The 24,129-nt window shown below is 61.3% G+C and carries 25 protein-coding genes; 16 read left to right on the forward strand and 9 right to left on the reverse strand.

Translation table 11 applies throughout. The features are described from left to right. Positions 1-207 precede the first annotated feature (207 nt). A complete protein-coding gene (locus tag RLEG4DRAFT_RS00085; protein ID WP_037093042.1) occupies positions 208-1,545 on the forward strand; it encodes a nucleotide sugar dehydrogenase in 1,338 nt (445 codons plus the stop codon). Here RLEG4DRAFT_RS00085 and RLEG4DRAFT_RS00090 read toward each other — a convergent pair. Further along, positions 1,535-2,710, reverse strand: a complete 1,176-nt coding sequence (locus tag RLEG4DRAFT_RS00090) for a DUF3095 domain-containing protein (RefSeq protein ID WP_003574364.1) — start codon at positions 2,708-2,710, stop codon at positions 1,535-1,537. The genes RLEG4DRAFT_RS00085 and RLEG4DRAFT_RS00090 overlap by 11 nt on opposite strands. 125 nt (positions 2,711-2,835) lie before the next feature. Here RLEG4DRAFT_RS00090 and RLEG4DRAFT_RS00095 point away from each other — a divergent pair, with 125 nt between their 5' ends. After that, the gene (locus tag RLEG4DRAFT_RS00095) at positions 2,836-3,315 is read left to right on the forward strand and encodes a class I SAM-dependent methyltransferase (RefSeq protein WP_003574366.1); all 480 of its coding nucleotides are present in this window, start codon (positions 2,836-2,838) and stop codon (positions 3,313-3,315) included. 223 nt (positions 3,316-3,538) lie between these two features. Here RLEG4DRAFT_RS00095 and RLEG4DRAFT_RS00100 read toward each other — a convergent pair whose 3' ends face one another. Beyond that, on the reverse strand, positions 3,539-4,432 hold the full coding sequence (locus tag RLEG4DRAFT_RS00100; RefSeq protein ID WP_003574367.1) for a LysR family transcriptional regulator: 894 nt from the start codon (positions 4,430-4,432) through the stop codon (positions 3,539-3,541). Between the two features lie 69 nt (positions 4,433-4,501). Here RLEG4DRAFT_RS00100 and RLEG4DRAFT_RS00105 point away from each other — a divergent pair, with 69 nt between their 5' ends. Then, positions 4,502-5,473 carry a quinone oxidoreductase family protein gene (locus RLEG4DRAFT_RS00105; protein WP_003574368.1) on the forward strand — a complete coding sequence of 324 codons (972 nt, stop codon included), beginning with the start codon at positions 4,502-4,504 and terminating at the stop codon, positions 5,471-5,473. 36 nt (positions 5,474-5,509) lie between these two features. Here RLEG4DRAFT_RS00105 and RLEG4DRAFT_RS00110 read toward each other — a convergent pair whose 3' ends face one another. Both RLEG4DRAFT_RS00110 and RLEG4DRAFT_RS00115 read right to left on the reverse strand, forming a co-directional pair. Next, entirely contained in the window at positions 5,510-6,388 is an 879-nt protein-coding gene (locus tag RLEG4DRAFT_RS00110; protein WP_003574369.1) for an FkbM family methyltransferase, read from the reverse strand. Next, positions 6,388-8,100 carry an adenylate/guanylate cyclase domain-containing protein gene (locus RLEG4DRAFT_RS00115; RefSeq protein ID WP_003574370.1) on the reverse strand — a complete coding sequence of 571 codons (1,713 nt, stop codon included), beginning with the start codon at positions 8,098-8,100 and terminating at the stop codon, positions 6,388-6,390. Before RLEG4DRAFT_RS00115 ends, RLEG4DRAFT_RS00110 begins: the two co-directional genes overlap by 1 nt. A 180-nt stretch (positions 8,101-8,280) precedes the next feature. On the opposite strand from RLEG4DRAFT_RS00115, the gene RLEG4DRAFT_RS00120 reads away from it, so the two are divergent. The 3 genes from RLEG4DRAFT_RS00120 to RLEG4DRAFT_RS00130 are packed head-to-tail and all read left to right on the forward strand — an operon-like array spanning position 8,281 to position 10,929. Beyond that, positions 8,281-9,375 (forward strand): glycosyltransferase family 4 protein, encoded by a 1,095-nt coding sequence (locus RLEG4DRAFT_RS00120; protein ID WP_003574371.1) that lies wholly within the window; start codon positions 8,281-8,283, stop codon positions 9,373-9,375. Then, positions 9,372-10,121: a polysaccharide deacetylase family protein gene (locus tag RLEG4DRAFT_RS00125; RefSeq protein WP_003574372.1), complete on the forward strand. Its 750-nt coding sequence runs from the start codon at positions 9,372-9,374 to the stop codon at positions 10,119-10,121. The genes RLEG4DRAFT_RS00120 and RLEG4DRAFT_RS00125 overlap by 4 nt, the downstream gene beginning before the upstream one ends. A 37-nt stretch (positions 10,122-10,158) precedes the next feature. Then, positions 10,159-10,929, forward strand: coding sequence for a hypothetical protein (locus RLEG4DRAFT_RS00130; RefSeq protein WP_003574373.1), 771 nt, complete (start codon positions 10,159-10,161; stop codon positions 10,927-10,929). Positions 10,930-11,030: 101 nt separating this feature from the next. On the opposite strand, the gene RLEG4DRAFT_RS00135 is transcribed toward RLEG4DRAFT_RS00130, so the two are convergent. Then, positions 11,031-11,405 (reverse strand): GFA family protein, encoded by a 375-nt coding sequence (locus RLEG4DRAFT_RS00135; RefSeq protein WP_003574374.1) that lies wholly within the window; start codon positions 11,403-11,405, stop codon positions 11,031-11,033. Between the two features lie 115 nt (positions 11,406-11,520). Further along, complete coding sequence (locus RLEG4DRAFT_RS00140) at positions 11,521-12,351, reverse strand: MBL fold metallo-hydrolase (protein WP_003574375.1); 831 nt, start codon at positions 12,349-12,351, stop codon at positions 11,521-11,523. 494 nt (positions 12,352-12,845) lie between these two features. Between RLEG4DRAFT_RS00140 and RLEG4DRAFT_RS00145 the strand changes: the two genes are divergently transcribed. Beyond that, on the forward strand, positions 12,846-13,514 hold the full coding sequence (locus RLEG4DRAFT_RS00145; RefSeq protein ID WP_003574376.1) for a GntR family transcriptional regulator: 669 nt from the start codon (positions 12,846-12,848) through the stop codon (positions 13,512-13,514). Further along, entirely contained in the window at positions 13,511-14,227 is a 717-nt protein-coding gene (locus RLEG4DRAFT_RS00150) for a GntR family transcriptional regulator (RefSeq protein WP_003574377.1), read from the forward strand. Before RLEG4DRAFT_RS00145 ends, RLEG4DRAFT_RS00150 begins: the two co-directional genes overlap by 4 nt. Before the next feature lie 9 nt (positions 14,228-14,236). On the opposite strand, the gene RLEG4DRAFT_RS00155 is transcribed toward RLEG4DRAFT_RS00150, so the two are convergent. Next, on the reverse strand, positions 14,237-16,132 hold the full coding sequence (locus RLEG4DRAFT_RS00155) for a bifunctional sugar phosphate isomerase/epimerase/4-hydroxyphenylpyruvate dioxygenase family protein (RefSeq protein ID WP_003574378.1): 1,896 nt from the start codon (positions 16,130-16,132) through the stop codon (positions 14,237-14,239). A gap of 221 nt (positions 16,133-16,353) precedes the next feature. Between RLEG4DRAFT_RS00155 and RLEG4DRAFT_RS00160 the strand changes: the two genes are divergently transcribed. From RLEG4DRAFT_RS00160 to RLEG4DRAFT_RS00195, 8 genes are all read left to right on the forward strand, one after another. Next, a complete protein-coding gene (locus RLEG4DRAFT_RS00160) occupies positions 16,354-17,184 on the forward strand; it encodes a transporter substrate-binding domain-containing protein (protein WP_003574379.1) in 831 nt (276 codons plus the stop codon). 285 nt (positions 17,185-17,469) lie between these two features. Next, the gene (locus tag RLEG4DRAFT_RS00165; RefSeq protein WP_003574380.1) at positions 17,470-17,919 is read left to right on the forward strand and encodes a type II 3-dehydroquinate dehydratase; all 450 of its coding nucleotides are present in this window, start codon (positions 17,470-17,472) and stop codon (positions 17,917-17,919) included. Then, entirely contained in the window at positions 17,916-18,584 is a 669-nt protein-coding gene (locus RLEG4DRAFT_RS00170; RefSeq protein ID WP_003574381.1) for an amino acid ABC transporter permease, read from the forward strand. Before RLEG4DRAFT_RS00165 ends, RLEG4DRAFT_RS00170 begins: the two co-directional genes overlap by 4 nt. Positions 18,585-18,594: 10 nt before the next feature. After that, positions 18,595-19,236, forward strand: a complete 642-nt coding sequence (locus RLEG4DRAFT_RS00175) for an amino acid ABC transporter permease (protein WP_003574382.1) — start codon at positions 18,595-18,597, stop codon at positions 19,234-19,236. Between the two features lie 56 nt (positions 19,237-19,292). After that, positions 19,293-20,057 carry an amino acid ABC transporter ATP-binding protein gene (locus tag RLEG4DRAFT_RS00180; protein WP_003574383.1) on the forward strand — a complete coding sequence of 255 codons (765 nt, stop codon included), beginning with the start codon at positions 19,293-19,295 and terminating at the stop codon, positions 20,055-20,057. 39 nt (positions 20,058-20,096) lie between these two features. Next, on the forward strand, positions 20,097-21,164 hold the full coding sequence (locus RLEG4DRAFT_RS00185; protein WP_003574384.1) for a Gfo/Idh/MocA family protein: 1,068 nt from the start codon (positions 20,097-20,099) through the stop codon (positions 21,162-21,164). 4 nt (positions 21,165-21,168) lie between these two features. Further along, the gene (locus RLEG4DRAFT_RS00190) at positions 21,169-21,999 is read left to right on the forward strand and encodes a shikimate dehydrogenase family protein (protein ID WP_003574385.1); all 831 of its coding nucleotides are present in this window, start codon (positions 21,169-21,171) and stop codon (positions 21,997-21,999) included. Positions 22,000-22,062: 63 nt separating this feature from the next. Then, a complete protein-coding gene (locus RLEG4DRAFT_RS00195) occupies positions 22,063-22,245 on the forward strand; it encodes a hypothetical protein (protein ID WP_125869607.1) in 183 nt (60 codons plus the stop codon). Here the strand turns inward: RLEG4DRAFT_RS00195 and RLEG4DRAFT_RS00200 are convergent. Both RLEG4DRAFT_RS00200 and pcaG read right to left on the reverse strand, forming a co-directional pair. Continuing rightward, positions 22,242-23,288 (reverse strand): 3-carboxy-cis,cis-muconate cycloisomerase, encoded by a 1,047-nt coding sequence (locus RLEG4DRAFT_RS00200; RefSeq protein WP_003574387.1) that lies wholly within the window; start codon positions 23,286-23,288, stop codon positions 22,242-22,244. The two genes, RLEG4DRAFT_RS00195 and RLEG4DRAFT_RS00200, sit on opposite strands and share 4 nt — an antisense overlap. Before the next feature lie 229 nt (positions 23,289-23,517). Then, complete coding sequence (gene pcaG / locus RLEG4DRAFT_RS00205; RefSeq protein ID WP_003574388.1) at positions 23,518-24,129, reverse strand: protocatechuate 3,4-dioxygenase subunit alpha; 612 nt, start codon at positions 24,127-24,129, stop codon at positions 23,518-23,520.

Raw genomic sequence — 24,129 nt, forward strand, 5'->3', positions numbered from 1 at the left:
GGGACGACGTGCGGCGGCCTCCTCGGTTCCCAATACCCTCTCGCGTGGCACGTCTCCTGTCCGCGCCAGGACGGCCAGAATGGGTGAGGGGCAGTTTTTGGCGCAAACCGGACAGCACTGCCGCCGGGGAGAAGAGGAGCCGGGTTTAATTTGCCCGGATCATGCATTAGATCAGCTTCCTCTCTTCCCCGTTTGAAAGATCCCGCCTTGGCCATCTCCACTTTCGACACGCTTTTGCAGAAGATCGAAACCCGCGCGGCGCGTGCCGGCGTCATCGGGCTCGGCTATGTCGGGCTGCCGCTGGCGATGGCGGTGGCACGCAGCGGTTTTGCGGTCACCGGCTTCGACATCGATCCCTCAAAGATGGTGGCGCTCGATGCCCGCCGCTCTTATATCGACGCCGTCAGCGACGCAGCGCTTTCAGCCGAGATCGAGGCCGGGCGCTTCCAGGCGACCACCGATTTCGCCGGTCTTGCTGACTGCGACGTCATTATCATCTGTGTGCCTACCCCGCTCACCAAACACCGCGATCCCGACCTTTCCTACGTCGAGGCGACGTCGCGCTCGATCGCCCAGCATTTGCGCCCCGGCCAACTCGTCGTCCTGGAATCGACCACCTATCCCGGCACTACCGACGATATCGTCAAGGTCATCCTCGAGGGCACCGGGCTGAAATCCGGCTCCGACTTTTTCGTCGGCTTCTCGCCGGAGCGCGAGGACCCCGGCAATCAGCATTATCATACCGCCACCATCCCGAAGGTGGTCGCCGGCGATGGTCCTGAGGCGCTGTCGCTGATGAAAGCCTTCTATGGTGCCGCGGTTTCGACCGTCGTTCCGGTCTCCTCGAATGCGACGGCCGAGGCGGTGAAGCTCACCGAAAACATCTTCCGTTCGGTCAACATCGCTCTCGTCAACGAGCTGAAGACCGTCTATGCGGCGATGGGCATCGATGTCTGGGAGGTGATCGACGCGGCCAAGACCAAGCCCTTCGGCTACATGCCCTTCTATCCGGGCCCCGGCCTCGGCGGCCACTGCATTCCGATCGATCCCTTCTACCTCACCTGGAAATCGCGCGAATACGAGCTGCCCACCCGCTTCATCGAACTCGCCGGCGAGATCAACTCGGCGATGCCGCGTTACGTCGTCGGCAAGCTTGCCGAAGCGCTCGACATCCGCGCCGGCAAGGCGCTGAGCCGCAGCCGGGTGCTGGTGCTCGGGCTAGCCTACAAAAAGAACGTCGCCGATATAAGAGAAAGCCCGTCGCTGCGGCTGATCGAGATTATCGAGGAACGCGGCGGACGGGCGGAGTATCACGACCCCTTCGTCGCCGAGATCCCGCCGACACGCGAATACCAGGCGCTGAAGGGCCGCAAATCGGTGGCGCTGACGCCTGATACGATCGCCGGCTACGATGCCGTGCTGGTCGCGACCGATCATGATGGGGTGGATTATGCCGCGCTTTCGAAAAGCGCTGCACTGATCATCGACACGCGCAACGTCTTCAACCGGCTAGGCCTCTCGGCCCATCACATCATCAAGGCGTGACGGAAACGGCGGAAAGCGACTTGCCGGTCATCCGGCTGGCGGCCACTGCATAACCGCCAGATGCACCGTCGATGAAATGCATGTGGTCGCGCGAAATCGGCGTCGGCACGAAGCAGGTCATGAGCGCCGAAGTCTGTCGATGCAGACCGTAGCGGGCAATGCCCTTGGCGCGGGCCGCTTCCAGCAGCGTCTCGATCCGTTTCAGGTGCTCGGCGTCGACGTCAACCGTCATCTTCAGCCCGTCGTCGAACTTGCGGAAATCGGAATTGCCGGCGACGTCGCGCTTGTAGCGGCGCGCATCGAAGCGGCCGAGCGGAATGCCCAGCCGGTAGCACACGACCGTGATGGCAAGCTGCAGGAAGATGAAGAGTTTCTGCCGCAGACGCCTTCCGGCTGGCGCGGTGGCCTTGGCCTCGCGATTGATGCCGTGCAGCGAGAAAGCGAGCTCCGGGCCCTCGGCCGGCACCGGATGGCTGCCGCGGCTCTGCTCGCTGGTGATGGCGACGATGCCATTGACGAGGGAGCGAAATTCTTCGCCGGGCCGGCCTTCGCCGGGAACGGCGATGATCGAGACGATCTCACCATTCTGCGCATCGATCGGGCTCCAGCGGCAGGAGAGGCCGGTGAGATCGGGGCGGGTGCCTGCGGGCGCGCGCTCGACATTGTAATGGCCGAGCTTCATCTGTCTTTCGGCCCAACTCGTCCCGCCGCCCCAAAACATCGCATAGGTGACATGAGGGCTTACGGAATAACGGGCGACGCGGACGTCAAGACCCTCGGCGCGGGTGTCAGTGACCGGAACGATGGCGATGCGCAGCATCAGGCCGAGATCCTCCTCGACCCAGACCTGCACGGCGGCAAGCGCTTCGCGCGCCGCCGGTTCCAGCGAACCCGGAAGTGCAATCAGAGCGCCGTCGCCGCCGAAGACGAAGGGATAGTCGCCCTTGCCGACGGCATTCAACACCGCCGAAATGACGCTGGCGCCCGCCATGTTGACGTCCTTGTAGCGGCCGCCGGCGATCGCCTGCGTCGAGCCGACGATATCGGCAAGCGCCAGCACCCATCCATCCGGCAGGGGCCTGTAATTGGCGGCATCGGTCACGCCCTCGAAGGCGCTGAACAGCGGCACGGCGGCAAAGAATTCTTCGTCGGTCACGGTTTTCATGTCATTGACCTTAGCACAGACCCATGTTGCCACTGCAACGCCATTTCCCATTTTACGGCAATCGACTTGGCAAGGTTTCATGTGTTAGCACCCGCTGACGATTTTTCACGACGGATACGGAATAGATGAGCCGCCTCGACAGCTTCATTCGCCGGTTGACGGCTCAACGCGACATTCTGAACGCGATCATCGATCTGGTCAGCGAAATCGACGGCCCGGTGCTGGAATTCGGCCTCGGCAACGGCCGCACCTATGATCACCTGCGCGAAAATTTTCCCGACCGCCGCATCGTCGCCTTCGACTGGGAAGTCCGCTCCTATTCGGCCTCGACACCGGAGGCCGAAGACATGGTGACCGGCAATATCCGCGACTCCGGCCAGGCCTTCCTCGGTATTGGTGCCGCGCTTGCCCATGCCGATATCGGCACCGGCCATGACGAGATCGACGCGGTAACGCTGACCTGGCTGCCGCAGCTCATGGCCGGCGTGCTCACCCCAAACGGCATCGCCGTCAGCGGCCTGCCGCTGGAGCATCCGGAGTTGGCGGCGCTGCCGCTGCCGGAGGGGATCAAGGAAGGGCGGTATTTTCTGTATCGGAGGACGTAGGTGTTGTGGGGTAGCGACTACGGTTCCTTAAGCCTGAAGGTCCAGACGATATAGCCGCAGGTTTGACTTGGTGGCGTTGCTGTTGAATCGGCATTTTCCCCTGATCCCTACGATGGCATGGCGTGCGCAGCGTCCGGGGCCTGAGAGGATGTTGCAGCGTGGTTGCCGGTCCTGCCAACGCCGGGAAGCGCGCAAGGTCGACCTTCCTCTTCTGGCCGTTGATTTACTCGGACAAATGGGGCTGGTCGGAATGAGACTTCTTTTTGAACGCGCTCTTGACCGCATCAAGGACGACACGAATAGACGGAACGTCCTTGATCTCCGAGTGCACGACCAACCAAAGCTCTCTTACGAGAGCATGTTCGCTCTCGATGAGCTGGAGATCCCCAGGGACTGCGAAATCGGGGAGCATGACGACACCCCCGTCAAGCCTTGCGGCTGCGACCTGAAACTCCAGAACGGATGATCTCAACGCAATTTGGCGGCCCGCGGCCACCTCCTTGAGACGCAGCTGTTGCGGCGAGGCATTCATCGCTTCATCGTAGCCAATAAAAGTCCATTCGGACGGCGCAAAGGTTTCGAGGTAACGCTTCGAGGCGAAGAGACCGAAAGTCATCTCGTGGAGCTTAACGATCGAATAGTCGCCATCTTCCGGTCTTGACAGTCGGACCGCGATGTCCGCTTCGCGCCGGTTCAAGGACGTAAACCGCTTCTCGCCAACAAGCGTAATCTGAACACCCGGATGATCTCGCCGGATTGCCACGATCGGTTTTGCCAGAAGCACGCTCGAAAGAGCGGGAGGGGCGCTGATCCTCACGTGGCCATGCACTTCCGTAGCGCTGCTGCGCCCAATCTGCTCGACTGCAGCAGTTTGCAAGGCAATGACGGCCGCATGCTTGGCAACCTTCTCGCCTTCCGGAGTGAGAATGACGCGCCGCCCGCGACGGTCGATGAGCTTGCGATCCAGCGTTGCCTCAAGCGATGAGACGCGCCGGCTTATCGTCGCGTGTTCGACGCCCAGCTGCTTCGCCGCGCCGAGAAGTGTTCCCGACTGCGCCAAAGCCAGAAAATGCCGCAAGTCGTCCCAGTCAAGTTGTGTGAATTTGTTCCCATTCATTGTGCAGCAATAGGGAATTTTCACACGTTTGGCCAGCCGCTAACCTATGCGCATCAAGGAGATCCAAGGATGCCAGATCAGATCGTAATGTTGAACGCCCCAGGCGACGTCACGCGGTTTCAGTTACAGGATCATCGTTCCGTTGATCCCGGTCGGGGCGAGATAAAAATTCTTCATGAAGCGATCGGGACCAACTTCCTGGACATCTATCATCGGAAGGGCATCTATCCGATGCCCTCCTATCCGGCCGTGATCGGTGTTGAAGCTGCAGGTGTCGTGACAGCGATCGGTCCTGACGTCACCGACTTGAAAGAGGGCGACCGGGTGGCATATGCGGGGCCGCCGGTCGGAGCCTATTGTTCGACAAGGACCATTGCCGCTGAAAGAGTGGTCAGGCTTCCCGATGCGGTTTCGACCAAAACGGCTGCGAGTTCGCTGCTCAAAGGCATGACGACCTATATGCTGCTGAAGAAGACGAGCGATGTTGGCGGCGGAAGTCGTATTCTAATCCACGCGGCCGCTGGTGGGCTGGGAAGCATCCTCGTTCGCTGGGCCAAGTCGCTCAATGCCACGGTGATCGGCACCGTCAGCACTCCCGAAAAGGGGGTGCTCGCCAAGTCCTTCGGCGCGGATCATCTGATCGTCGGGCGAGGGGCCGATATCGTCGCAGAAGTCCAGCTGCTCACCAATGGCAATGGCGTTGACGTCGCCTTTGATGGAATTGGCGGTGATATGCTGGTCAAAAGTCTTCGTTCGGTCCGAGCCTTCGGGATGGCTGTCACCATCGGGCAAGCCGCCGGACCGGTTCCACCGGTTCCGGTCGAGGAACTTCGACCCGGCAAGTCGCTCTCTCACCCGAGCATCATGGCCTGGTGTGGCGATATCGAAAGATACCGCGAGGCGGCGCAGGCGGCAGTCCAGGCCATGGAAACGGGGATCGTCTGTCAGATCGCTGCCGAATTCAGCCTGGCAGATGTTGCAAGAGCGCATCTCGAACTGGAGTCAGGGCGGGCCGCAGGCAGCATTTTGCTGATACCTTAGGGCATGGCGCGCAAAGGTGCGGCTCTGAAGCCGCCTCTACGGCAAAAACAGCACATTGTACTGCTCAAACTCCCCCGGCAGATCCCGCACCTTCATCTCCTCCTCGCGATCCTCGAACAGCACGAGGCAGTCCTCGTAGAAGCCCGACAGCATCGATATGAAGGCCTTCGTGCCCTCCGGGCCGTAGAACAGCGGCGTGAACTCCATATGGAGCGGCACGCGACGGGCAAGTAGCGGCTGCATCGACCGACAGGCGACTGGCTCGTAGCCCTCGATATCCATCCAGATCAGGCCGATTGCGGCCGGATCGATCGAAAGGCCGGCGAGGATTTCGGAGACCGGCTTCACCGGCACGCTGATCTTCCTGTCGGTCTTGCTCTGGCGGATGGCACTGCTCTTGCCGTGGTTGTTGAGGTTGAGGAAAAAGTCGATCTCGCCTTCGCTCTCACCGGCGGCGCAATTAACGAACCGGACCTTTTCCTCCAGCCGGTTCTGCCGAATGTTGAGTTCGAGCAGCGGAAAATTGCGCGGATCCGGCTCGACGCTGACGATATGAGCGTAGGTGTTGCTGAGCGCAAAATAGACGGTCTGGGTGCCGATATTGCCGCCGATCTCGAGCAGCGTCGCATCCTTTCGCAGTAGGCCGCGCTCGCGCAGGATAACGATCAACCGGTCGACGGCGTCGCGCTCGAAATGGCCCTTCCGGAAGACCTTGCGGCCGATATAGTCGGCGGGCGAGAAGGTCATCAGGTGGTCGCCGGCATCGACCGTCATCGAGACGACGCGGGGGCCGATATTCTCGATTAACAGCCGGCGGCCGAAGCGGGTGTCGAAGAAGCGCGAGGCGGCTCTGTTGCGCGCCTTGCGCAGCCGGCGGCTCCAGTATTTGGCGGTCAGCCATGGCTTGCCGGGCATCAGTCTTTTCCTTTGAGCGGTGCTACCGCTTTCTCTCTCGGAATGACATAGACTTTCAAGGGCAGAGCCCGGCCGCGTACACTGATTTCCCGGCTTTCAATGCCGGAAAGATCGGCGCCGGAAAGGTTCGCCACCGGTTCGGAGATGACGATCGCCGCCTCGAACTCCTTGGCCGCACTTTCCAGCCGGCTCGCGACATTGACCGTATCGCCGATCGCCGTCATGCTGCGCACCCGGCCATATCCCATCGTGCCGACGACGGCCGGGCCGGTGTGGATGCCGATCGCGATGCGCAGCGGCAGCGCCAGTTCCTCGGCTAATTCCTCCGCGAGTTTCTCGATCTCGGCGACGATCGCCGCGGCGGCCGTCAGCGCCTGGCGGCAGGCTTGATCGGGCGCGGTGTTGAGGCCAAAGAGCGCCATGGCCCCGTCGCCGATGAACTTGTCGAGCCGCCCGCCGGCCTGCTCCACCGCCTTGCCGATGATGGCGAAATAGCGGTTCAGCAGGAAGACGACATCGAAGGGCAGGCGGGTTTCCGTCAGCGTGGTGAAATGGCGGATGTCGACGAACAGCACGGCGATCTCGCGTTCGCGGCCGGGGCTGGTCTCCTGGCTGTTGGCGGGAAGGGCGGCTTCGACTGCCGGCACGAGCAGCGGCGCGACCGCAACATCGCGGTTCGGGCGAAGCTGGCAGGCGAGCCGGACATCCGGGCCGGCATTGATGCGCCTCAGCGTCGTCTGTTCCATCTTGTCGGGGCCAGGCAGGCTGTCGTAATCCCCGAGGATCTGCACCCGGCAGGTGGAGCACTGGCCCTTGCCGCCGCAGACGGAGTAATGCGGCAGGCCGCCGAGCCGGCTAGCTTCCAGCACCGTGAAGCCGCGCGGCACGCGGATCACCTCGCCGCCCGGATAATGCACGGCCACCTGGTCGAGCCGCTCCTTTAGCCGGCGCCGGGCGCGGGCGGCGACGACGACCAGCAGCGAGGCCGAGAAGGCGCCGTAGAGGCCGGCGCGGACGCCGGCGATCTGGGTGCGAACCTCAGGATCGGAGAGATAGTGGGCGTTGAGGTTCACCTCGTAGGGATTGGTCGTCAGCTGATAGGAGGGGTCGGCAAGGGTGCGGCCCATCTGCACGAAGCCGAGAACCGAGAGCACGGGCACGAGGATTGCCAGCGCCAGGAGCAGTGGCGCGGCGCCTGCATACCATGGGCGGTAGCGCAGCCAGAAATGGATGCCGATGCAACCGTGAAACCAGACGGCGATGACGCCGAGCACCTGCCGTACACCCGTCGCCGGCGCTTTGATCCACTGCAGTTCGACGACCGCCTCGTAATCGTCGATATAACCATAGAGGGCGTGGGCGATACGCGTGCCGATGACATGATCGATGAGTAGCAGCGGGATCAGCAGGCCGAGCACGATCTGCGCCGTTTCGCCCTTGGGCATCACCAGGCTGCGGCGCATGTAGATCGCGCGCAGCACCAGCGCCATATGGATCAGCACCGACGAATAGAACACCGCCGTGCCGACGGGATTGCGCCAGATGGCGAGGAAAAGGTGGCGGGCCTTGTCGGCGGCGGCGAGCGAAATCAGCCCGATCGCATGGTTGGACAGATGCATCAGGACAAAGATGAAAATGACCAGGCCGGAACCAAGCCTTGCCCTTCTGATCGAGCGCTCCGAAAAAATCCCTGTGACTGAGGCCGTCGTCATTCATTCCCGTTCTTGTCGATGCAACCGCAGCCTCATAGAAATTGAGAAAGAGGCGGAATTGCTTCGATCGCGATCACATTCCATATGCTTATGCGCAAGTTTTAGGGAAATGGACAATAGTGGAGTTTCGCAACCGGGCATGCCGGCCGGAAACACTGTGTCTTCATATGAGGGTTGTGCATGCGGGTGGCTTTTTACGCGCCGATGAAATCGCCGAACCATCCGGTGCCGTCAGGCGACCGGCTGATGGCGCGGCTGCTGATCCGAGCGCTGGAGATCGCCGGGCATGAGGTCGAGATTGTCTCCGAATTCCGCAGCTATGCCGCGACACCGGAGGCGGCAGCGGGCCTCGAGCCGGCAATCCGTGCCGAGCTGCAGCGGCTACGGGAAAAGTGGACATCAGCGCAGCGACCCGAGCTCTGGTTCTGCTACCACCCCTATTACAGATCGCCCGATTACTTCGGTCCGGTGATTTCAGCCGAATTCGCTATTCCCTATGTAACGGTCGAAGCTTCCTATGCGGCCAAACGCGACCGGACCGGCTGGGCCGGCCAACAGACGCTCGTGGGCGAAGCGATCAGGCGGGCGGCGGTCAATATCAGCTTCACCGAGCGCGACAGGGCGGGCCTTGCTGCCGCCATCCCGCAGGCGCGGCTTGCCGGCCTGAAACCCTTCATCGATACGGCGTTGTTCGAGAAGGTGTTGCCGGTTCCCGATCCACGCCGGCTGATGACGGTGGCGATGATGCGGGCCGGCGACAAGATGGCGAGTTATGCAATGTTGGCAAAAGCGCTGCGGCTGGTCGAAGACCGGCCCTGGACGCTTGCCGTCATCGGCGATGGTCCGATGCGACACGAGGTGCAGGCCCTGTTTGCAGACCTCCCCGCCAGCCGCATCGAGTGGCTGGGCGAGCGGAATGCGTCAGAGATCGCCGGCATGCTCGGGCGCGGCGGCCTCTATGTCTGGCCGGGCTGCGGCGAGGCTTACGGCCTTGCCTATCTTGAAGCCCAGGCCGCCGGCCTGCCTGTCGTTGCGCAGGAAACGGCGGGGGTACCCGCGGTGGTCGAGGCTGGGGTGACCGGCTTGCTGACGCCCGATGGTGATGTCGCAGCCTATGCTGCGGCCATGGCAGCCCTGGTTGACGACGCGGAAAGACGCGAGGCCATGGGGCAGGCTGCGCGGCGTTTCGTACTCGAGAAGCGCTCGTTGGCGATGGCGGCCGAGCGGTTGGACGGAATTTTGCAGGATTATGCAGCAACAGGAGTGATGGGATGACCGACAGGATGCGCTGGGAGCCGCTGCGCCGCGAGCTCGACCGCTGGCAGACCGCCGGCCGCGTCGCCCGCTTCTGGCTGCGGGACGACGATGCGATCGAACCGACGCCTGATCTGGAGACGCTGTTGGCATCGGCCGGCGACAACGCGGTCCCGCTGACGCTTGCCGTCATTCCCGGCCTGACCGGAGAAGCATTGGCGGCGCGGCTGGCGGAGGAAGCAGGTGTCAGCGTCGCGGTGCACGGCTGGTCGCATACGAACCATGCCGGGCCGGAACGGAAAAAGCAGGAACTGGGGGCCGAGCGGCCGGCGGAAATCGTGCTCGGCGAGCTGCGGGACGGGTTCCGGCTGCTCCAGCGTCTGCATCCAGCCCGCTTCCAGCCGGTCCTGGTGCCGCCGTGGAACCGCCTCGACGCCGCCCTCATACCAGCGCTGCCGGACCTCGGATTCGCAGCACTTTCGGTCTATGGGCGGGCAAAGCAGGGCGGGCCGATACCGCTTCTCAACACCCATGTCGACATCATCGATTGGCACGGCACGCGCGGCGGCCGAGCCGAAGAGGAGCTGGTGGCAGAGCTGGTGGCGGAGTTGCGCGACCGCTTTGCCGGCAGCGACGAGCCGATCGGCGTGCTTACCCACCATCTGGTGCACGATGCGGCAGCCTGGCATTTCTTGTCGGCCTTATTTGCGGTGACGAGCCATCCCGCCGTCTGCTGGTTGCCGGCGGCGGCACTTCTCAGGAGTTAGACCTGAGTGTTAACCGCTCAGGGCAACGGGTGTTCTTATGATAAACCGCTCTCCGCAAAGCAGTCTCCTGAAACACAGGATACGCTCCGACGCGGAAAAGGCCCGCCTTTGCGCCGCCAACAATGCGGACCTGTATCAGGCGATTTTTCGCGCCCATCGACTGCCTGACCAGCGCACTGATGCGTTCTGGTCAAGCGATGCGATTGCACCGCCATATTATTCGAACCTGACGACACTCGATCCGGAGGCCATCGAGGAACAACTCGCCGAAATCGGCCGGCTGACAGATCGGCTTGGGCGGCGATGCGGCTTGAAAGACGGGTTTTCCACGCTCGATCTCATCAGCAAGGGATTTCGGCTGTTATTTTCGGCGTCATGGATATGGGCTGAGTCTCCGACGATGGCAGCGCGTGTGCCTGAGGATTGGAGCCGCGTTCGCGATGCGGCGGAACTGAATCTTTGGGAGCAGGCTTGGAAGCAATCGGGTAGCCCCACCGAAGCAAAAGTCTTCACGCCAGCCCTGCTGGCCGATCCCGACATGCATATCTACGGTCAACCAGCCGGCGACAGATTTGAAGCTGGCTGCATCGTGAACCGTTCGGCGGAGGTTGTGGGCGTTTCCAACATTTTTCACTTGCCCGGCACGCCGCCAGCCCTCAGAGACGCCATTTCTGTGGCCGCTATTGCCTTTTTACCTGGTTTGCCACTTGTCGGATATGACAGGGGCGAAGCACTAGACGAGATGATAGGACTGGGTTTCAGGTCAGTCGGCGAATTGCGGATTTGGGTATCTGGCGAGGACGCATAGGCATCCGGTCGCCCGGCTTCGCGACGAAAAGTCTGACGCCCACCACGGTGATGCGGCGATGCCGGACGAGGGCGGCCATCGGAACGCTTCCAACGTCCCGCTCATCTTCGGTCTTGTTCATGCTGCTCGGCGCCTTCTACCGGTTGCAGCCAAGGTTCGCGGCGCTTGATCCAAAGTTCGTAGCCCGGGACCAGCGGCGTTGGCGCATCGGACAGGATGCCGAGTTTGATTTCCGCCTCCTCGTCATCGAGGGAAAACAGCCGTGAACCGCAGCCGGTGCAGAAATGCCGGCCTTTGAACTCGCGGGTTGCTCCCGAGTGCTCAAATTGGCCGGCGGGCCACATTCCATAGAAGGTGAAGGCCGAACCGCTTTCCTTCCTGCAGTCCGTGCAATGACAGATACCGACGCGTAAGGGCTCGCCGCGAACAGAGAGGTTCACCTGCCCGCAAAGGCATTGTCCGGAAAATACGGTCATGGCTGATACCCGTTTTGGCGTTCTTGCGATGCCGAGAAAACGGTCTGGCTCGCGATCGGTTCCGCAGGAAGCTCAAGCGCGGCCCCCTGCAGCCGGCGAAACCGGCCTGCAGCTATCAGATCAAGACCGTCTGATTGTCGCGGGCGGCGAAGGTTTCGGGGAAGACGGCTTGTGCCTGCGTTTCCATCTCCGCCAGCTGCTCGTCCGTGCGCGAGGGAGCGTGGTGGAAGAGCGCGAAGCGCTTAGCGCCGGCGATCTTTGCCAACTCGGTGCCGTGCTGCCAGGTCGAATGGCCGAAACCCTTGAACCGCTGCATCTCGTCTTCATTGTAGGTGCAGTCGTAGACGACGAGATCAGCATCCCGCATCATCTCCAAGGAGATCGGATCGTGAGCGCCCGGAATATGCTCGATGTCGTAAATCAGCGCGACCGAGCGGCCCTGCCATTCGATGCGGTAGCCGATAGCGCCACCCGGATGGTTGAGCATGAAGGTCTTGATCTCGATACCCTCGTAGGGCGTCAGTGCCTGGCCGGGGTGGAAGTCGCGGAAGTTCATCGTCGCCTGGCAGATGTCGGTCTTGACCGGAAACCACGGTGGGCTGATGAACTGCTCGACCATTTCCCGCGTGCTCATCTTGCCGTCGAGATGGCCCGACCAGATGTTGACGTTGATCGAAGGATAATAGATCGCCTTGAAAAAGGGCAGGCCGATGATGTGGTCGTAGTGGCAGTGGCTGAAGAACAGGTCGACGTCGCTGACGCCGTCGGCGAGCAACGACAGGCCCGCCTCGCGCAGGCCTGAGCCCGCGTCGAAGATCATCCGATGTTTTCCGCAGCGAATTTCGATGCAGGATGTGTTACCGCCGTAGCGGTCGAACTCGGGGCCCGAAACGGGAATACTGCCGCGGACGCCCCAAAATTTTACCTGAAACAGTTCTGTCGTCATCTTTCTTCAAACCGGCCTTCCCGCATCGCCATCGTAATCATAGTTTATCCCGATGCGAAGCAGCAGAATTTTACGGGTTTGCCTGTGTCCCTTTCATTCTCCTAACCGCTAGCGGAAGAAGGAGTAGATTTTCCTAAGCAATCGGCTTTCGCGTCGGAAAGCAACCCGGTATGGTTGGTTTTCGGTAAACGGTCTGCTGGGGCTGGGACATTCTCCCGTACTCATGCCTATTAGATGGTTGCGCGCGATTGAAAAAACAATTGCCGTCGTTCTAGGCCCGAATCCACTGTGAACCGCTCGCGTTAAGTCTCCACGAAACGCCGTGCAGCCGGGACCCCACGTTGGCGGGCGTGGGTGGATTTCTCGTCCCGTCTCAACCGCAGAACCCCGTATCATATGAGAAAATTCTATTGGCTCAGGCGCGAATGTTTCCTTGATCGGCCCCGCCGAAAAGCGATATATCGGATGATATGAGAAATATAAGAGACTCGGTGATGCTGCAGCCTGTCGTAAACGAGACCATCGCCGAGAGCAGCTACCGGCGCATTCGGGCCGACATCATTTTCGGGCGGCTGGTGCCCGCCCAAAAGCTCAAGCTCGAAAACCTGAAGGAGTCCTACGAGACCAGCATCAGCACGCTGCGCGAGGTGCTGAACCGGCTCTCCTCCGAGGGTCTTGTTGTCGCCGAGGGACAGAAGGGGTTCGAGGTCTCTCCGGTGTCGGTTTCCGATCTTAAGGAGACGGCGGCGATGAGACTGCTGCTCGAAAGCCATGCCTTGGAGCAGTCATTCGCGCATGGAGATGTGGAATGGGAGGCGCCGCTAGTCGCCGCCCACTACAAATTGGCGCGGATGGAGAAGGTCATGGCATCCGGCGATACCAGCAGGGCCGAGGACTGGAAGCGCTACGACTGGGAGTTCCACCAGGCGCTGATTTCCGCCTGCGGATCGAAGCTGCTGATGCAGACCCATTCGGTCATCTTCGACAAATATCTGCGCTATCAAATGGTCGCCCTGTCCTACCGGGGTGACGTCGCCGCCGTCGAACATCAACAGCTTTTGGACGCGGCGCTGCGGCGGGATGCGGAGACCGCCAAGCGGGTGCTCGCCTTCCATATCCAAGGCGGCGTCGAGCATGCCTTGGCGCGGGGGACGTTGAAATGACAGCGGATGCTCGCCGGGCCATCTCACCAGGAAAAGCCACGCTCAAACAAGTCCACGACCCCGCCGAAACGGTCAGCGATGTCGTTTTCCGGCAGATCCGCGAGGATATCATATCGGGGGTATTGCCGCCGGGGGCCAAGATCAAGCTGGAGCAGGCAAAGGAGCGCTACTCCATCGGCATTTCGTCGCTGCGCGAAATTCTGAGCCGCCTGACCACGGAGAACCTCGTCCTCGCCGAAGGGCAGCGTGGTTTCGAAGTCAGCCCGGCTTCGCGGCGGGAATTGCTGGAACTCGCCGACCTGAGGATCGTGCTTGAAACGCATGCGATCGGCCTTGCATTCGCGGCGGGAAATCTCGAATGGGAAGGGCGCATCGTCGCTGCCCATCACCGTCTGGCTGCCGCCGAGCGCAAGCTGCTCGCAGGCGACGTCTCGCGCACGGTCGATTGGGTCCGCTACGATTGGGAATTCCATCAGGCAATCGTTTCGGCCTGCAATTCAGCGACGCTGATGGCGACATTGTCGTCCGTCTTCGACCGCTTTCTTCGCTACCACATGCTGGCCGAAAGCTTTCGCGGCAAGCCTGTCGTCGACGACCACAGGCTTTTGTTCGAACTATCCATTCAGCGTGACGTCACTGGGGCCACCGAGGTGGTCAGACGGCACGTTCAAAGCGGCGTCGAACACGTGCTGAAGAGTGGCCGCATTCTCTGAACCAGGAAATTAATCGGCATCTTTCGGAATGCCTTCCGGGCGCATCTGCCTTTTCAGTGCGGCGATCCGGAAAATGGCGTTCGGCGCGCCATATCCACGATAGCCGCGCCGCTCGACGATCTCGAAAAAGAAACCCTCTCCATAGGTGCCGCTGTAGAGCTGGAAGTACTCGCCATGCTCGTCGCGGTCATAGAGGATGTTCTCCGCTTTCACCCGGTCGGTCATTGCAGGATCGAGGCCGAAGCGGGCTTCGACGTCATCGTAATAGTTCGGCGAAATATGCAAGGATCTGAAACCGCAGGCGCGGAGCTTTTCGGCGGTTGCAAATATGTCATCGGTTGAAAATGCCAGGTGCTGGATCCCGGACCCGAACTTCTCGGCAATGAAATGCCCCGCCAGGGTGCGGCGGTTTTCGGCGCCGTTCATGGTAATGCGCAGCGCGCCTGACTGGTTCTCGACGACCTGGCTGCGCACCACTCCGGCCGGATCGATGATGTCGACCATCGGGGTCTTATGGGTCTCGAAAATCGAGGTATAGAACAGCAGCCAAGTGAGCATTTCATCATAGCCGACCGTCTGGGCGACGTGATCGACGCGCAAAAGACCGGCCGACGCCGTGTTGGTATCATCAGTGACCGGCCGGAAGTCGATTTCGGAAAAACGCCCCAGGGCGCTCTTGTCGTCGATGAGATAGACGAGCCCGCCGCCAACGCCCCGAATGGCCGGCAGCTCGAGTTCACCCTCGGCGACCGGCTGGGTGAAGGGTTCGGCATCGAGAGCAAGCGCGCGTGCATAGGCCTTTGGCGCATCGTCGACGATAAGCGCGATGGCATAGGCAAACGTGCCGTGAACGGCATAGGCTGCATTGGCAAATCCTGCCTGGTCGACGTTAACGAGGATCCGGATCTCGCCCTGCTCGAACAGAGAGACTTTCTTCGTGCGGTGGACGGCGGTCTGTTTGAATCCGAGCGTGCGCAGCAAGGCCACCAGTTCGACTTCATCCTGTTCGTCCGTGGCAAACTCGACAAAGCCGACACCTTGAACGGCAGCCCTTTGCGGCATCGCCGCCCCGGTCATGCTGGCGGCGCCCAGATGGCGGCGCACTTGGTCGCCCAGATAGATCAGCGAGCGGTGGCCATCGGCGGCGATACTCCGCGACAGGCCGCCTCGAAACTGATCGTTGAAAATCTCCAGGGAGAAATAGCCGTCATAACCTGTGGCAGCGACGGCTTCTGTGAAGGCCGTGACCGGAAGGTCGCCTTCGCCGGGCATATTTCGGAAGTGGCGGCTCCAATAGAGCAGGTCCATGTCGATCAGCGGCGCATCGGCAAGCTGGACGATGAAGATCTTCTCTTTGGGAATCGAGCGGATCGAATTGACGTCGATCTTGCGTGACAAGGTGTGGAAACTATCGAGGATGAGACCGACATTCGGATGATCGGCGCGCCGCACGATTTCCCAGGCGTCGCGGTGGTCACTAATATGGCGACCCCAGGCGAGCGCCTCGTAGCCGACCCTCAGTCCACGCTGGGCGGCACGCTCGCCGAGTTCCCGGAAATCCTCAGCTGCCCGGTCGATGCCGCCCAAGGCCGCCGGCGAGACGTTCGAGCATACCAGCACCAGGTCCGTTCCAAGCTGCTGCATGACGTCGAACTTCCGTTCGGCGCGATCGAAGGTGCGGCTGCGCAGCGGTTCCGGCATGCCCTCGAAATCCCGGAACGGCTGAAACAGCGTGATAACAAGGCCATGGTCGCGGACGATTTTTCCGACATCGGCCGGGCTTCCGTCGAAGGCCAGGAAATCATTTTCGAAAATCTCGACGCCGTCGAACCCCGCCCGGGCGATCGACTCGAGCTTTTCCGGCAGTTCGCCGCTGATCGTCACAGTCGCAATCGAGGTCTTCATATCAAAACCCTTTCGGCATCCACAGCCAGCCGCGAAAAATCGCTCTCACCTATTATTGCAAATCTCTTGAGGAATTCAAATAGCTCGATGTATCATAAATTCTCATATGATTTTGAAAAACTCTGTTGATTTAGCCGTCTGTCTCTGGCAATCATTTCTCCAACAGTCAAAAGGTGAGGTGGCTGTCCGGTCGAAAGGCCGCCAAAAGAGGAGGAAACATAATGTTCAAATCTATGCTGACGCGCCGAAACGCGATGCTCGGTGCTGCGGCCCTGGTGGCTGCCGTCACCTTCGCACAACCGGCCGCCGCCATCACGCCTGACGAAATCAAGGCTCGCGGTAAGATCATCGTCGGAATCCAGGGTGACAACCCGCCTTGGGGCTTTGTGACCAGCGGCGGCAAACAGGACGGCCTCGACGCCGACATCGCGACACTGTTTGCCAAGGAACTGGGTGTTACCGTCGAGTTCGTGCCGCTTGAAGTCAACAACCGCATTCCGGCACTGACGGCCGGCCGCGTCGACGTTCTGTTTGCAACCATGGCCATGCTGCCGGATCGCGCCAAGGCCGTGCAGTTCAGCAAGCCCTATGTTGCCAATGCCATCGTTCTGATCGGTCCCAAATCGGCGGAGATCAAGACCAACGCCGATATGGCCAAGTTCACGGTCGGCGTCGCCAAGGGCGCTGCACAGGACACACAGGTGACCAAGAATGCGCCTGAGGGCACGACGATCCGCCGCTATGATGGAGACGCTGCGAGCGTTCAGGCCCTGGTTTCCGGCCAGGTCGATACGCTGGGCGGCAACATCTTCTATATGGACCGGGTGAACAAGGCGCGCCCGGGCGAATTCGAAAACAAGCTTGAATTCCAGAAGCTCTACAACGGCGCTTGCACGCGTCTCGGAGAGAAGGAAATCAATGCGGCGATCAACACCTTCATCGACAAGATCAAGGCAAACGGCGATCTCAAGGCCGTCTATGACAAATGGATGAAGGTCCCGGTGCCGCAATTCCCGGAAACGCTGGAAGGTATCCCGTTCGCAGCGAAGTGAGCGAACGGTAGAGGATGGCTGCCCTTACCCTAACCCTCTCCCCGCTCGCGGGGAGAGGGAACTTGCCCTGCGAAGAGTTGGTGGGGACGGAGAGGTTGGCGCATATCACCTTCTCCCCGCGAGCGGGGGTCCGAAGGAGGGGTCGAGACCACAGGTTCGACCCGACCGGGTGGCGGCAGCCGGATGAAGGGCAGGCGGCGATCTCCAGACGAACCTTATCCATGAAGGCGGGCATGCCGATGCCCGCATCCAATCGACCTAACCCGAGGCCCTGAGGTGCGCGACATGACCAGAACCATCTTTGTGCTCAACGGACCGAACCTGAACCTGCTCGGTGAGCGCGAGCCCGCCATTTACGGCTCGACGACCTTGGCCGACATCAAGGACAAGTGCCTGGCAAAGGCGGAAAGCCTCGGCTTTGCCATCGATTTCCGCCAGACCAATTTCGAAGGCGAGCTGGTGGAAAGCGTGCATCAGGCACGCAAAGAGGCCTGCGGCATCATCATCAATCCGGCCGGCTATACCTTCACCTCGATCGCGCTGCTCGATGCGCTGAAGATGTTCGATCCGCCGAAAATCGAGCTGCATATTTCCAACGTCCATGCCCGCGAGGAGATCTATCACAAATCCCTCGTCTCGCGCGTCGCCACCGCCATCATGATCGGCTTCGGCGCCCGCGGTTATGAGCTCGCCATAGAAGCCATGGCCGGCATGGTGGGGGCTTCGAAGGCATGAATTACAAGTTGGATTTCACCCCCGTTATCGATGGCCTGCCGAGCCTCTTGCTCGGCTGCCTCGGGACATTCCTGCTTGCCATTTGTGGAATGCTGCTGGCGATCATCATCGGAATTGGCGGCGTTGCCCTGCGCGACTCCGCCGTCAAGCCGGCGCGCTGGCTGGTCATAGCCTTCGTCGAATTGATCCGCAACACGCCGTTCCTGGTCCAGATCTTCTTCATCTACTTCGCGCTTCCGCTCACCGGCATCCGGCTGGATCCAACGCCGACGGCGATCATCGCGCTCGGCATCAACGGCGGCGCCTATGCGATCGAGATCATTCGCGGCGGCGTCCAGTCGATCCCCAAGGGGCAGATGGAAGCCGGACTGGCCCTAGGCCTGCATAAAGCGCAGGTCTTCCGACTGATCATTCTCAAGCCGGCATTGCGGGCAATCTATCCGTCTTTGACCAGCCAGTTCGTGCTGCTGACGCTGACCACCAGCATTGCATCGGCGATCTCCGCCTATGAGCTGACCTCGGTTTCCCAGCGCATCGAATCGGAGAGCTTCCGCAGCTTCGAGGTCTACTTCACCGTCACGCTTTTCTATTTCGTGATTTCCTGGGTGATGATGCGCCTGTTTGCGCTATTTTCGGCCCGCTACTTCAAATATCCCATCAAGTAGGAGGAATTTTATGGGTCACGACGAGTTCGTCTTCCTCCTGATCGGTCTGAAATGGACCGTGGTGCTGTCCGCCGTCGGCTTCGTCTGCGGCTGCATTGCCGGGCTCGGCGTTGCTCTCGCCCGTGTCTCGGGCAACCCGCTCTTGGAACGCGTCACCGCCGGCTACATCGCCGTCTTCCAGGGAACGCCGCTGCTGATGCAGCTTTTCGTAGTCTATTACGGACTGGCTCTGATCGGGCTGATGCTCGATGCCTGGGTGGCCGTCGCCATCGGGCTGACGCTGCATGCCAGCGCCTATCTTGGCGAGATCTGGCGCGGATCGATCGAAGCGGTGCCGCGCGGCCAGACGGAAGCGGCAAAGGCGCTCAGCCTCCGATACGTCTCCCGCATGAGGGATGTCATCCTGCCCCAGGCGCTGCGTATCTCGCTGCCTGCCACGATCGGCTTCCTGGTACAGCTGATCAAGGGCACCTCTCTTGCCTCAATCGTCGGCTTCACCGAGCTGACGCGGGCCGGCAACATCATCTCCAACCAGATCTTCCAGCCGCTGACGGTCTTCGGCATCGTCGGCATCCTGTACTTCCTGATGTGCTGCCCGCTGACAATTCTCGGCGCGCGCCTCGAGCGAAAGTTCGCCGTCTCCGCGCGCTGAAACCGCATCCCCTTGTTATTCGATGCGGCCGTGCCCGCCTCTCCTGGAGTTCTCCGATGACCAGTCCCATTCCCGCCCAGGCCGCAGAAACGATGATCTCCATGGCGCAGGTGGAAAAGTGGTACGGCTCGTTCCAGGCCCTTCACGACATCAACATGACGGTGCGCAGCGGCGAGAGGATCGTTCTGTGCGGCCCTTCCGGCAGCGGAAAGTCGACGCTCATTCGCTGCATCAACCATCTCGAGACCTACCAGAAGGGTGAAATCCGGGTCGGCGGCATCGTACTCAGCGACCAGGCCAAAACCATCGATGCGATCCGCCGCGAGGTCGGCATGGTCTTCCAGCAGTTCAATCTGTTTCCGCATCTGACCGTGCTGCAGAACTGCATGCTGGCGCCGATGAAGGCGATCGGCGTCGGCAGGGCGGAAGCCGAGGAGCGCGCCCGCGGACTGCTCGAGCGGGTCAAGATCCTGGAGCAGGCCGACAAATACCCGGTCCAGCTTTCAGGCGGCCAGCAGCAGCGTGTCGCCATTGCCCGCGCGCTCTGCATGCGGCCGAAAGTGATGCTGTTCGACGAACCGACGTCGGCGCTCGACCCGGAGATGGTCAAGGAGGTGCTGGATACGATGATCGCGCTGGCCGACGAGGGCATGACGATGATCTGCGTCACCCACGAGATGGGCTTTGCCCGCCAGGTCGCCGATCGGGTGATCTTCATGGCCAGCGGCGCGATCGTCGAAGAAGCCCCGCCCGCCGAATTCTTCACCAATCCGCAGCACGAGCGGACCCGAAAATTTCTCGGAGAGATCCTGCGGAAATAGGGACAAGGCCGATCCGTCGTCAAAATCCGGGAGCCGATCATGAAACCGCTAGAGATTGCTGTCATGGGAGCCGGCCTGATCGGCAGACGCCATGCCGAACGCGTGATGTCCGAGCCCGGAACCGTTCTTTCCGCCGTTATCGATCCTTCCGCCGCCGGTCGTGATTTTGCCCAGGGGGCCGGCATCCGCTGGTACGCGAACTTCCAGGACATAAGTATCGAAGACAGACCTGACGGCGTCATCGTGGCGACGCCGAACCAGCTTCACGTCGAGAACGGAATGGAGCTTGTCGCAGCCGGCATTCCCGTTCTCTTGGAGAAACCGATCGCCGACGACGTCGATGCTGCAGCAAGGCTCGTTGCCGCCGGCGAGAGGGCAGGGGTACCGATCCTCGTCGGCCATCACCGGCGCCACAATCCGATGATCCAGGCGGCCAAACAGATCGTCGACGGCGGGAGGCTTGGCCAGATCGTCACCGTCCACGGCACGTTCTGGGTCGCCAAACCCGACGATTATTTCGACATCGCCTGGCGGCGTGAAGCGGGCGCCGGCCCGACCTTCGTCAACCTGATCCACGATATCGACCTCTTCCGCTTTCTCTTCGGTGACGTCGATGCCGTGCAGGCAATGGAATCGCACGCCGTGCGGCACCACGCTGTCGAGGATAGCGCCGTCGTCTCGTTGCGGTTCGCAAGCGGTGTTCTCGCCACGCTCAACGGCAGCGATGCCGTCGCCGCGCCCTGGAGCTGGGAGGCTACCACCGGTGAAAATCCGGCTTTTCCCCGTTATGATCAGTTCTGCTACCAGATCGGCGGCACGAAGGGATCGCTCGGAATTCCCGACCTGACGCTTTGGACGAGCACGTCGAAGCCCAATTGGCTTGAGCCGCTTGCCGAGGAGCGGGTGCCTTACGCTGCAGCCGATCCACTTTGTGTTCAGCTCAGGCATTTTTGCGATGTCGTTCGTGGCGATGCATCGCCTCTCGTCAGCGGCCGGGAGGGGCTCGCGACCCTCAGGGTCGTCGAAGCGATCAAGAGGTCGGCGCGCTCGGGGCAGATGATCCGCCTTTCTGACGTCAGCGCCTTTCCCGATCCCCAGAAAGTCTAGCCCTATGATCACCGGGACGACCAAACTGATCGCGCATCTCGGTTATCCCACCGAGTCCTTCAAGGCGCCTCTGATCTACAATCCCTATTTCGAAAAGACCGGGATTGACGCGGTCGTCGTGCCGATGGGCTGCAGGCCGGAGGACTATCCGGCGTTCTTCAAGCTTGTCTTCCGGCTCTCCAATATCCACGGCGCGCTGATTACCATGCCGCACAAGATTTCGACGATGGCACTGCTCGACGAAACATCGACCAATGCCAAAGTCGCGGGCTCGTGCAATGCGGTGCGTCTCGGTTCGGACGGCAGGCTGATCGGCGACATGTTCGACGGCGAGGGCTTCGTCCGCGGCGTTTTGCGCAAGGGCAAAAAAGTCGAGGGCGCACATGCGCTCGTCGTCGGCGCCGGCGGCGTCGGCTCGGCGATCGCCGCGTCGCTGGCAAAGGCCGGTGTGGCCCATCTGGCAATCTTCGACGCCAATGCGACGACTGCGACCGCGCTGCTCGACCGGTTGCAGACATATTATCCGCAGCTGCAGCTCACGATCGGCTCTCTCGATCCGGCAGGATTCGACATCGTCGTCAATGCGACCCCTCTTGGAATGCGACGGGGCGATCCTCTGCCCATCGATGTCGAGCGCATCTCGCCATCGACCTTCGTCGGCGAAGTTGTGATGAGCAAGGAGATCACCCCCTTTCTCGAGGCAGCTCGGGCTCGGGGCTGCGCCTTTCAAGTCGGCACGGATATGCTGTTTGAACAAATCCCGGCCTATCTCGAATTCTTCGAATTCCCGACAACGACGGCCGACAATTTGCGGGCGATAGCCAAGCTCGGTTGATCACTGAACCGGAATTGTTCAAGATCGCGCGAATATCGATGCCGCGGCGCGCTCGCGGAGGCAATGATGAAGACAAAGCGGAAGTTCAAAAGCGATGTTTTCGAAGCGATCCACAATTCGGTCGAAGCCATGCATCTTGCCGGCACAGCCGACAAAGAAACGATGCACTCCTTCGATGAAACTTGCCTCGTTTCGCCTCACGTAAAGCCGCAAGGGGCGGATCTGAAAGATCGCGATGCGCTTTAGGCCGTTCCAAGCCGCTTGATATTCCCCACCAGTTCACCCGCCCACCGCAGCGAGGTGGCAGTTGCAATCGTCATCTGCGGCAACAAGAGCCATTCGAGCGTCCAGGCGGCACCGGAGCGTTCCTGTTCATGGACGAGGGATTGGTGGATGCCCGAGAGCGCCGTGGCGTTGAAGCGGGCAAGCGAGACCAGGACTTCGGCTGCAACCGGGTTCTGCTTATGGGCCATGGCCGACGAGGTGCCACCGCCTGCGATTTCGATCTCAGGGCCTGCCTGAGCGAGCAGGGCGATATCCTGGCCGAACTTGCCGAGGCTTCCCGAAATCAAAGAGAACAGGCCGGTGATATCGGCGATCGGCAGACGCTGGCTTTGCCATTGCGGTGCATCCGTCAGGCCGAGTTCCTGGGCGAGCGAGGCGCGGATTACGGAACCTTGCGCCCTGAGTTTATCGAGCGTACCGGCGGCTCCACCGAACTGGATGGGAAAATTTTGCTCGGTCAGGCGGTCGCGATAGGTGATCAGCGGTGCACGCCAGGCGACGAGACGGTCGGAGACAGTGATCGAGACCGCAGCCTGCATGCGGGTGTACCCCATCAGCCGGTTGCCGCTGAACTGGCGTTCGAGTCCATCGAGCCCTGCGACAATGGCGGAAAGCCGCCCGGCAAACAGGAAGGTGATCGCCTTCAGCCGGATCATCAGGCTGGTGTCGATCACATCCTGGCTGGTGGCGCCGAGATGCAGGCTCTTGGCCGCTTCCTCGCCGACAGCGGTGCGCAGCTGCTTGATGAGCCCGGGAACGACGACGCCATCCCTTGCAGTTGCCGATCGCAGACTGGGGAGATCAGGAGAAAAGCTGGTACAGGCTGCGGCGATCGCCCTTGCCGCTTCAGTGGGGATGAGGCCATGGGCGGCTTCGGCCTTTGCCAGCGCGGCCTCGAAGGAAAGCATGGCGCGAAGATCGGCCTCAACGGAAAAATAGGGCGCGATTTCATCGTCGCCGAGCAGGCCGGAGAGGAAGGGATGGTCGAAGGGCGATGTGGTCATGGGGTGCTCGTTTATGATGGTGGCCCCCTCATCCGGCTGCCGCCACCCCGGGGTCGAGCCATCGGTCTCGACCCGTCCTTCGGACCCCAAGGGGAGAAGGGATTTGGGGCAACGCCGGCGCTGTATGAGCTGGCGATCTCGTATGGCACTATTCCCCTCTCCCCTCGGGGAGAGGGCAGGGTGCGGGGGCTACTTGCGCGGGACTTCCCGAACAAGCAGCCGGCACCCCTCAAATATCCAAAAATACCGTTTCGTCAGCACCCTGCAAACGAATGTCGAAATGGCAGGTCGCGCCGTCGCGGCTGGCGATCATCGTTGCGACGCGCTCGCGATGTTCGATGCGCAGAAGCAGCGGGTCGCTGGCGTTGGCCTCCGTCTCCTCGGGGAAATACATGCGCGTATGCAGGCCGATATTGATGCCGCGGGCGACGATCCAGACGGTGATGTGCGGGGCCTGTCTGCGGCCGTCCTTGAAGGGAACACGGCCGGGCTTGATGGTCTCGAAGCTGTAGACACCGTCCTCGGCGCGGGTCGGGCAGCGGCCCCAGCCGGTGAAATTCGGGTCGGCGGTGCCACGCATTTCCGAGGGGCTGTTGTAGAGGCCGGCGCTGTCCGCCTGCCAGATCTCGACAACGGCATCGCGCACCAGGGCGCCGGCGCCGTCGAAGATGCGGCCGGTGACGGTAATGCGTTCGCCGAGGGTCTTCTCGTTCACCATCTCGGTGCCGAGATCGCTGTCGTAGACGCCTGTGATGTCGCAGAAATTCGGCGTCAGGCCGATATGGACATAGGGGCCCGCCGTCTGCGACGGGGTTTCCTTGAGATAGCCGAGTTGCTGCAT

This window comes from Rhizobium leguminosarum bv. trifolii WSM2297 (assembly GCF_000271845.1).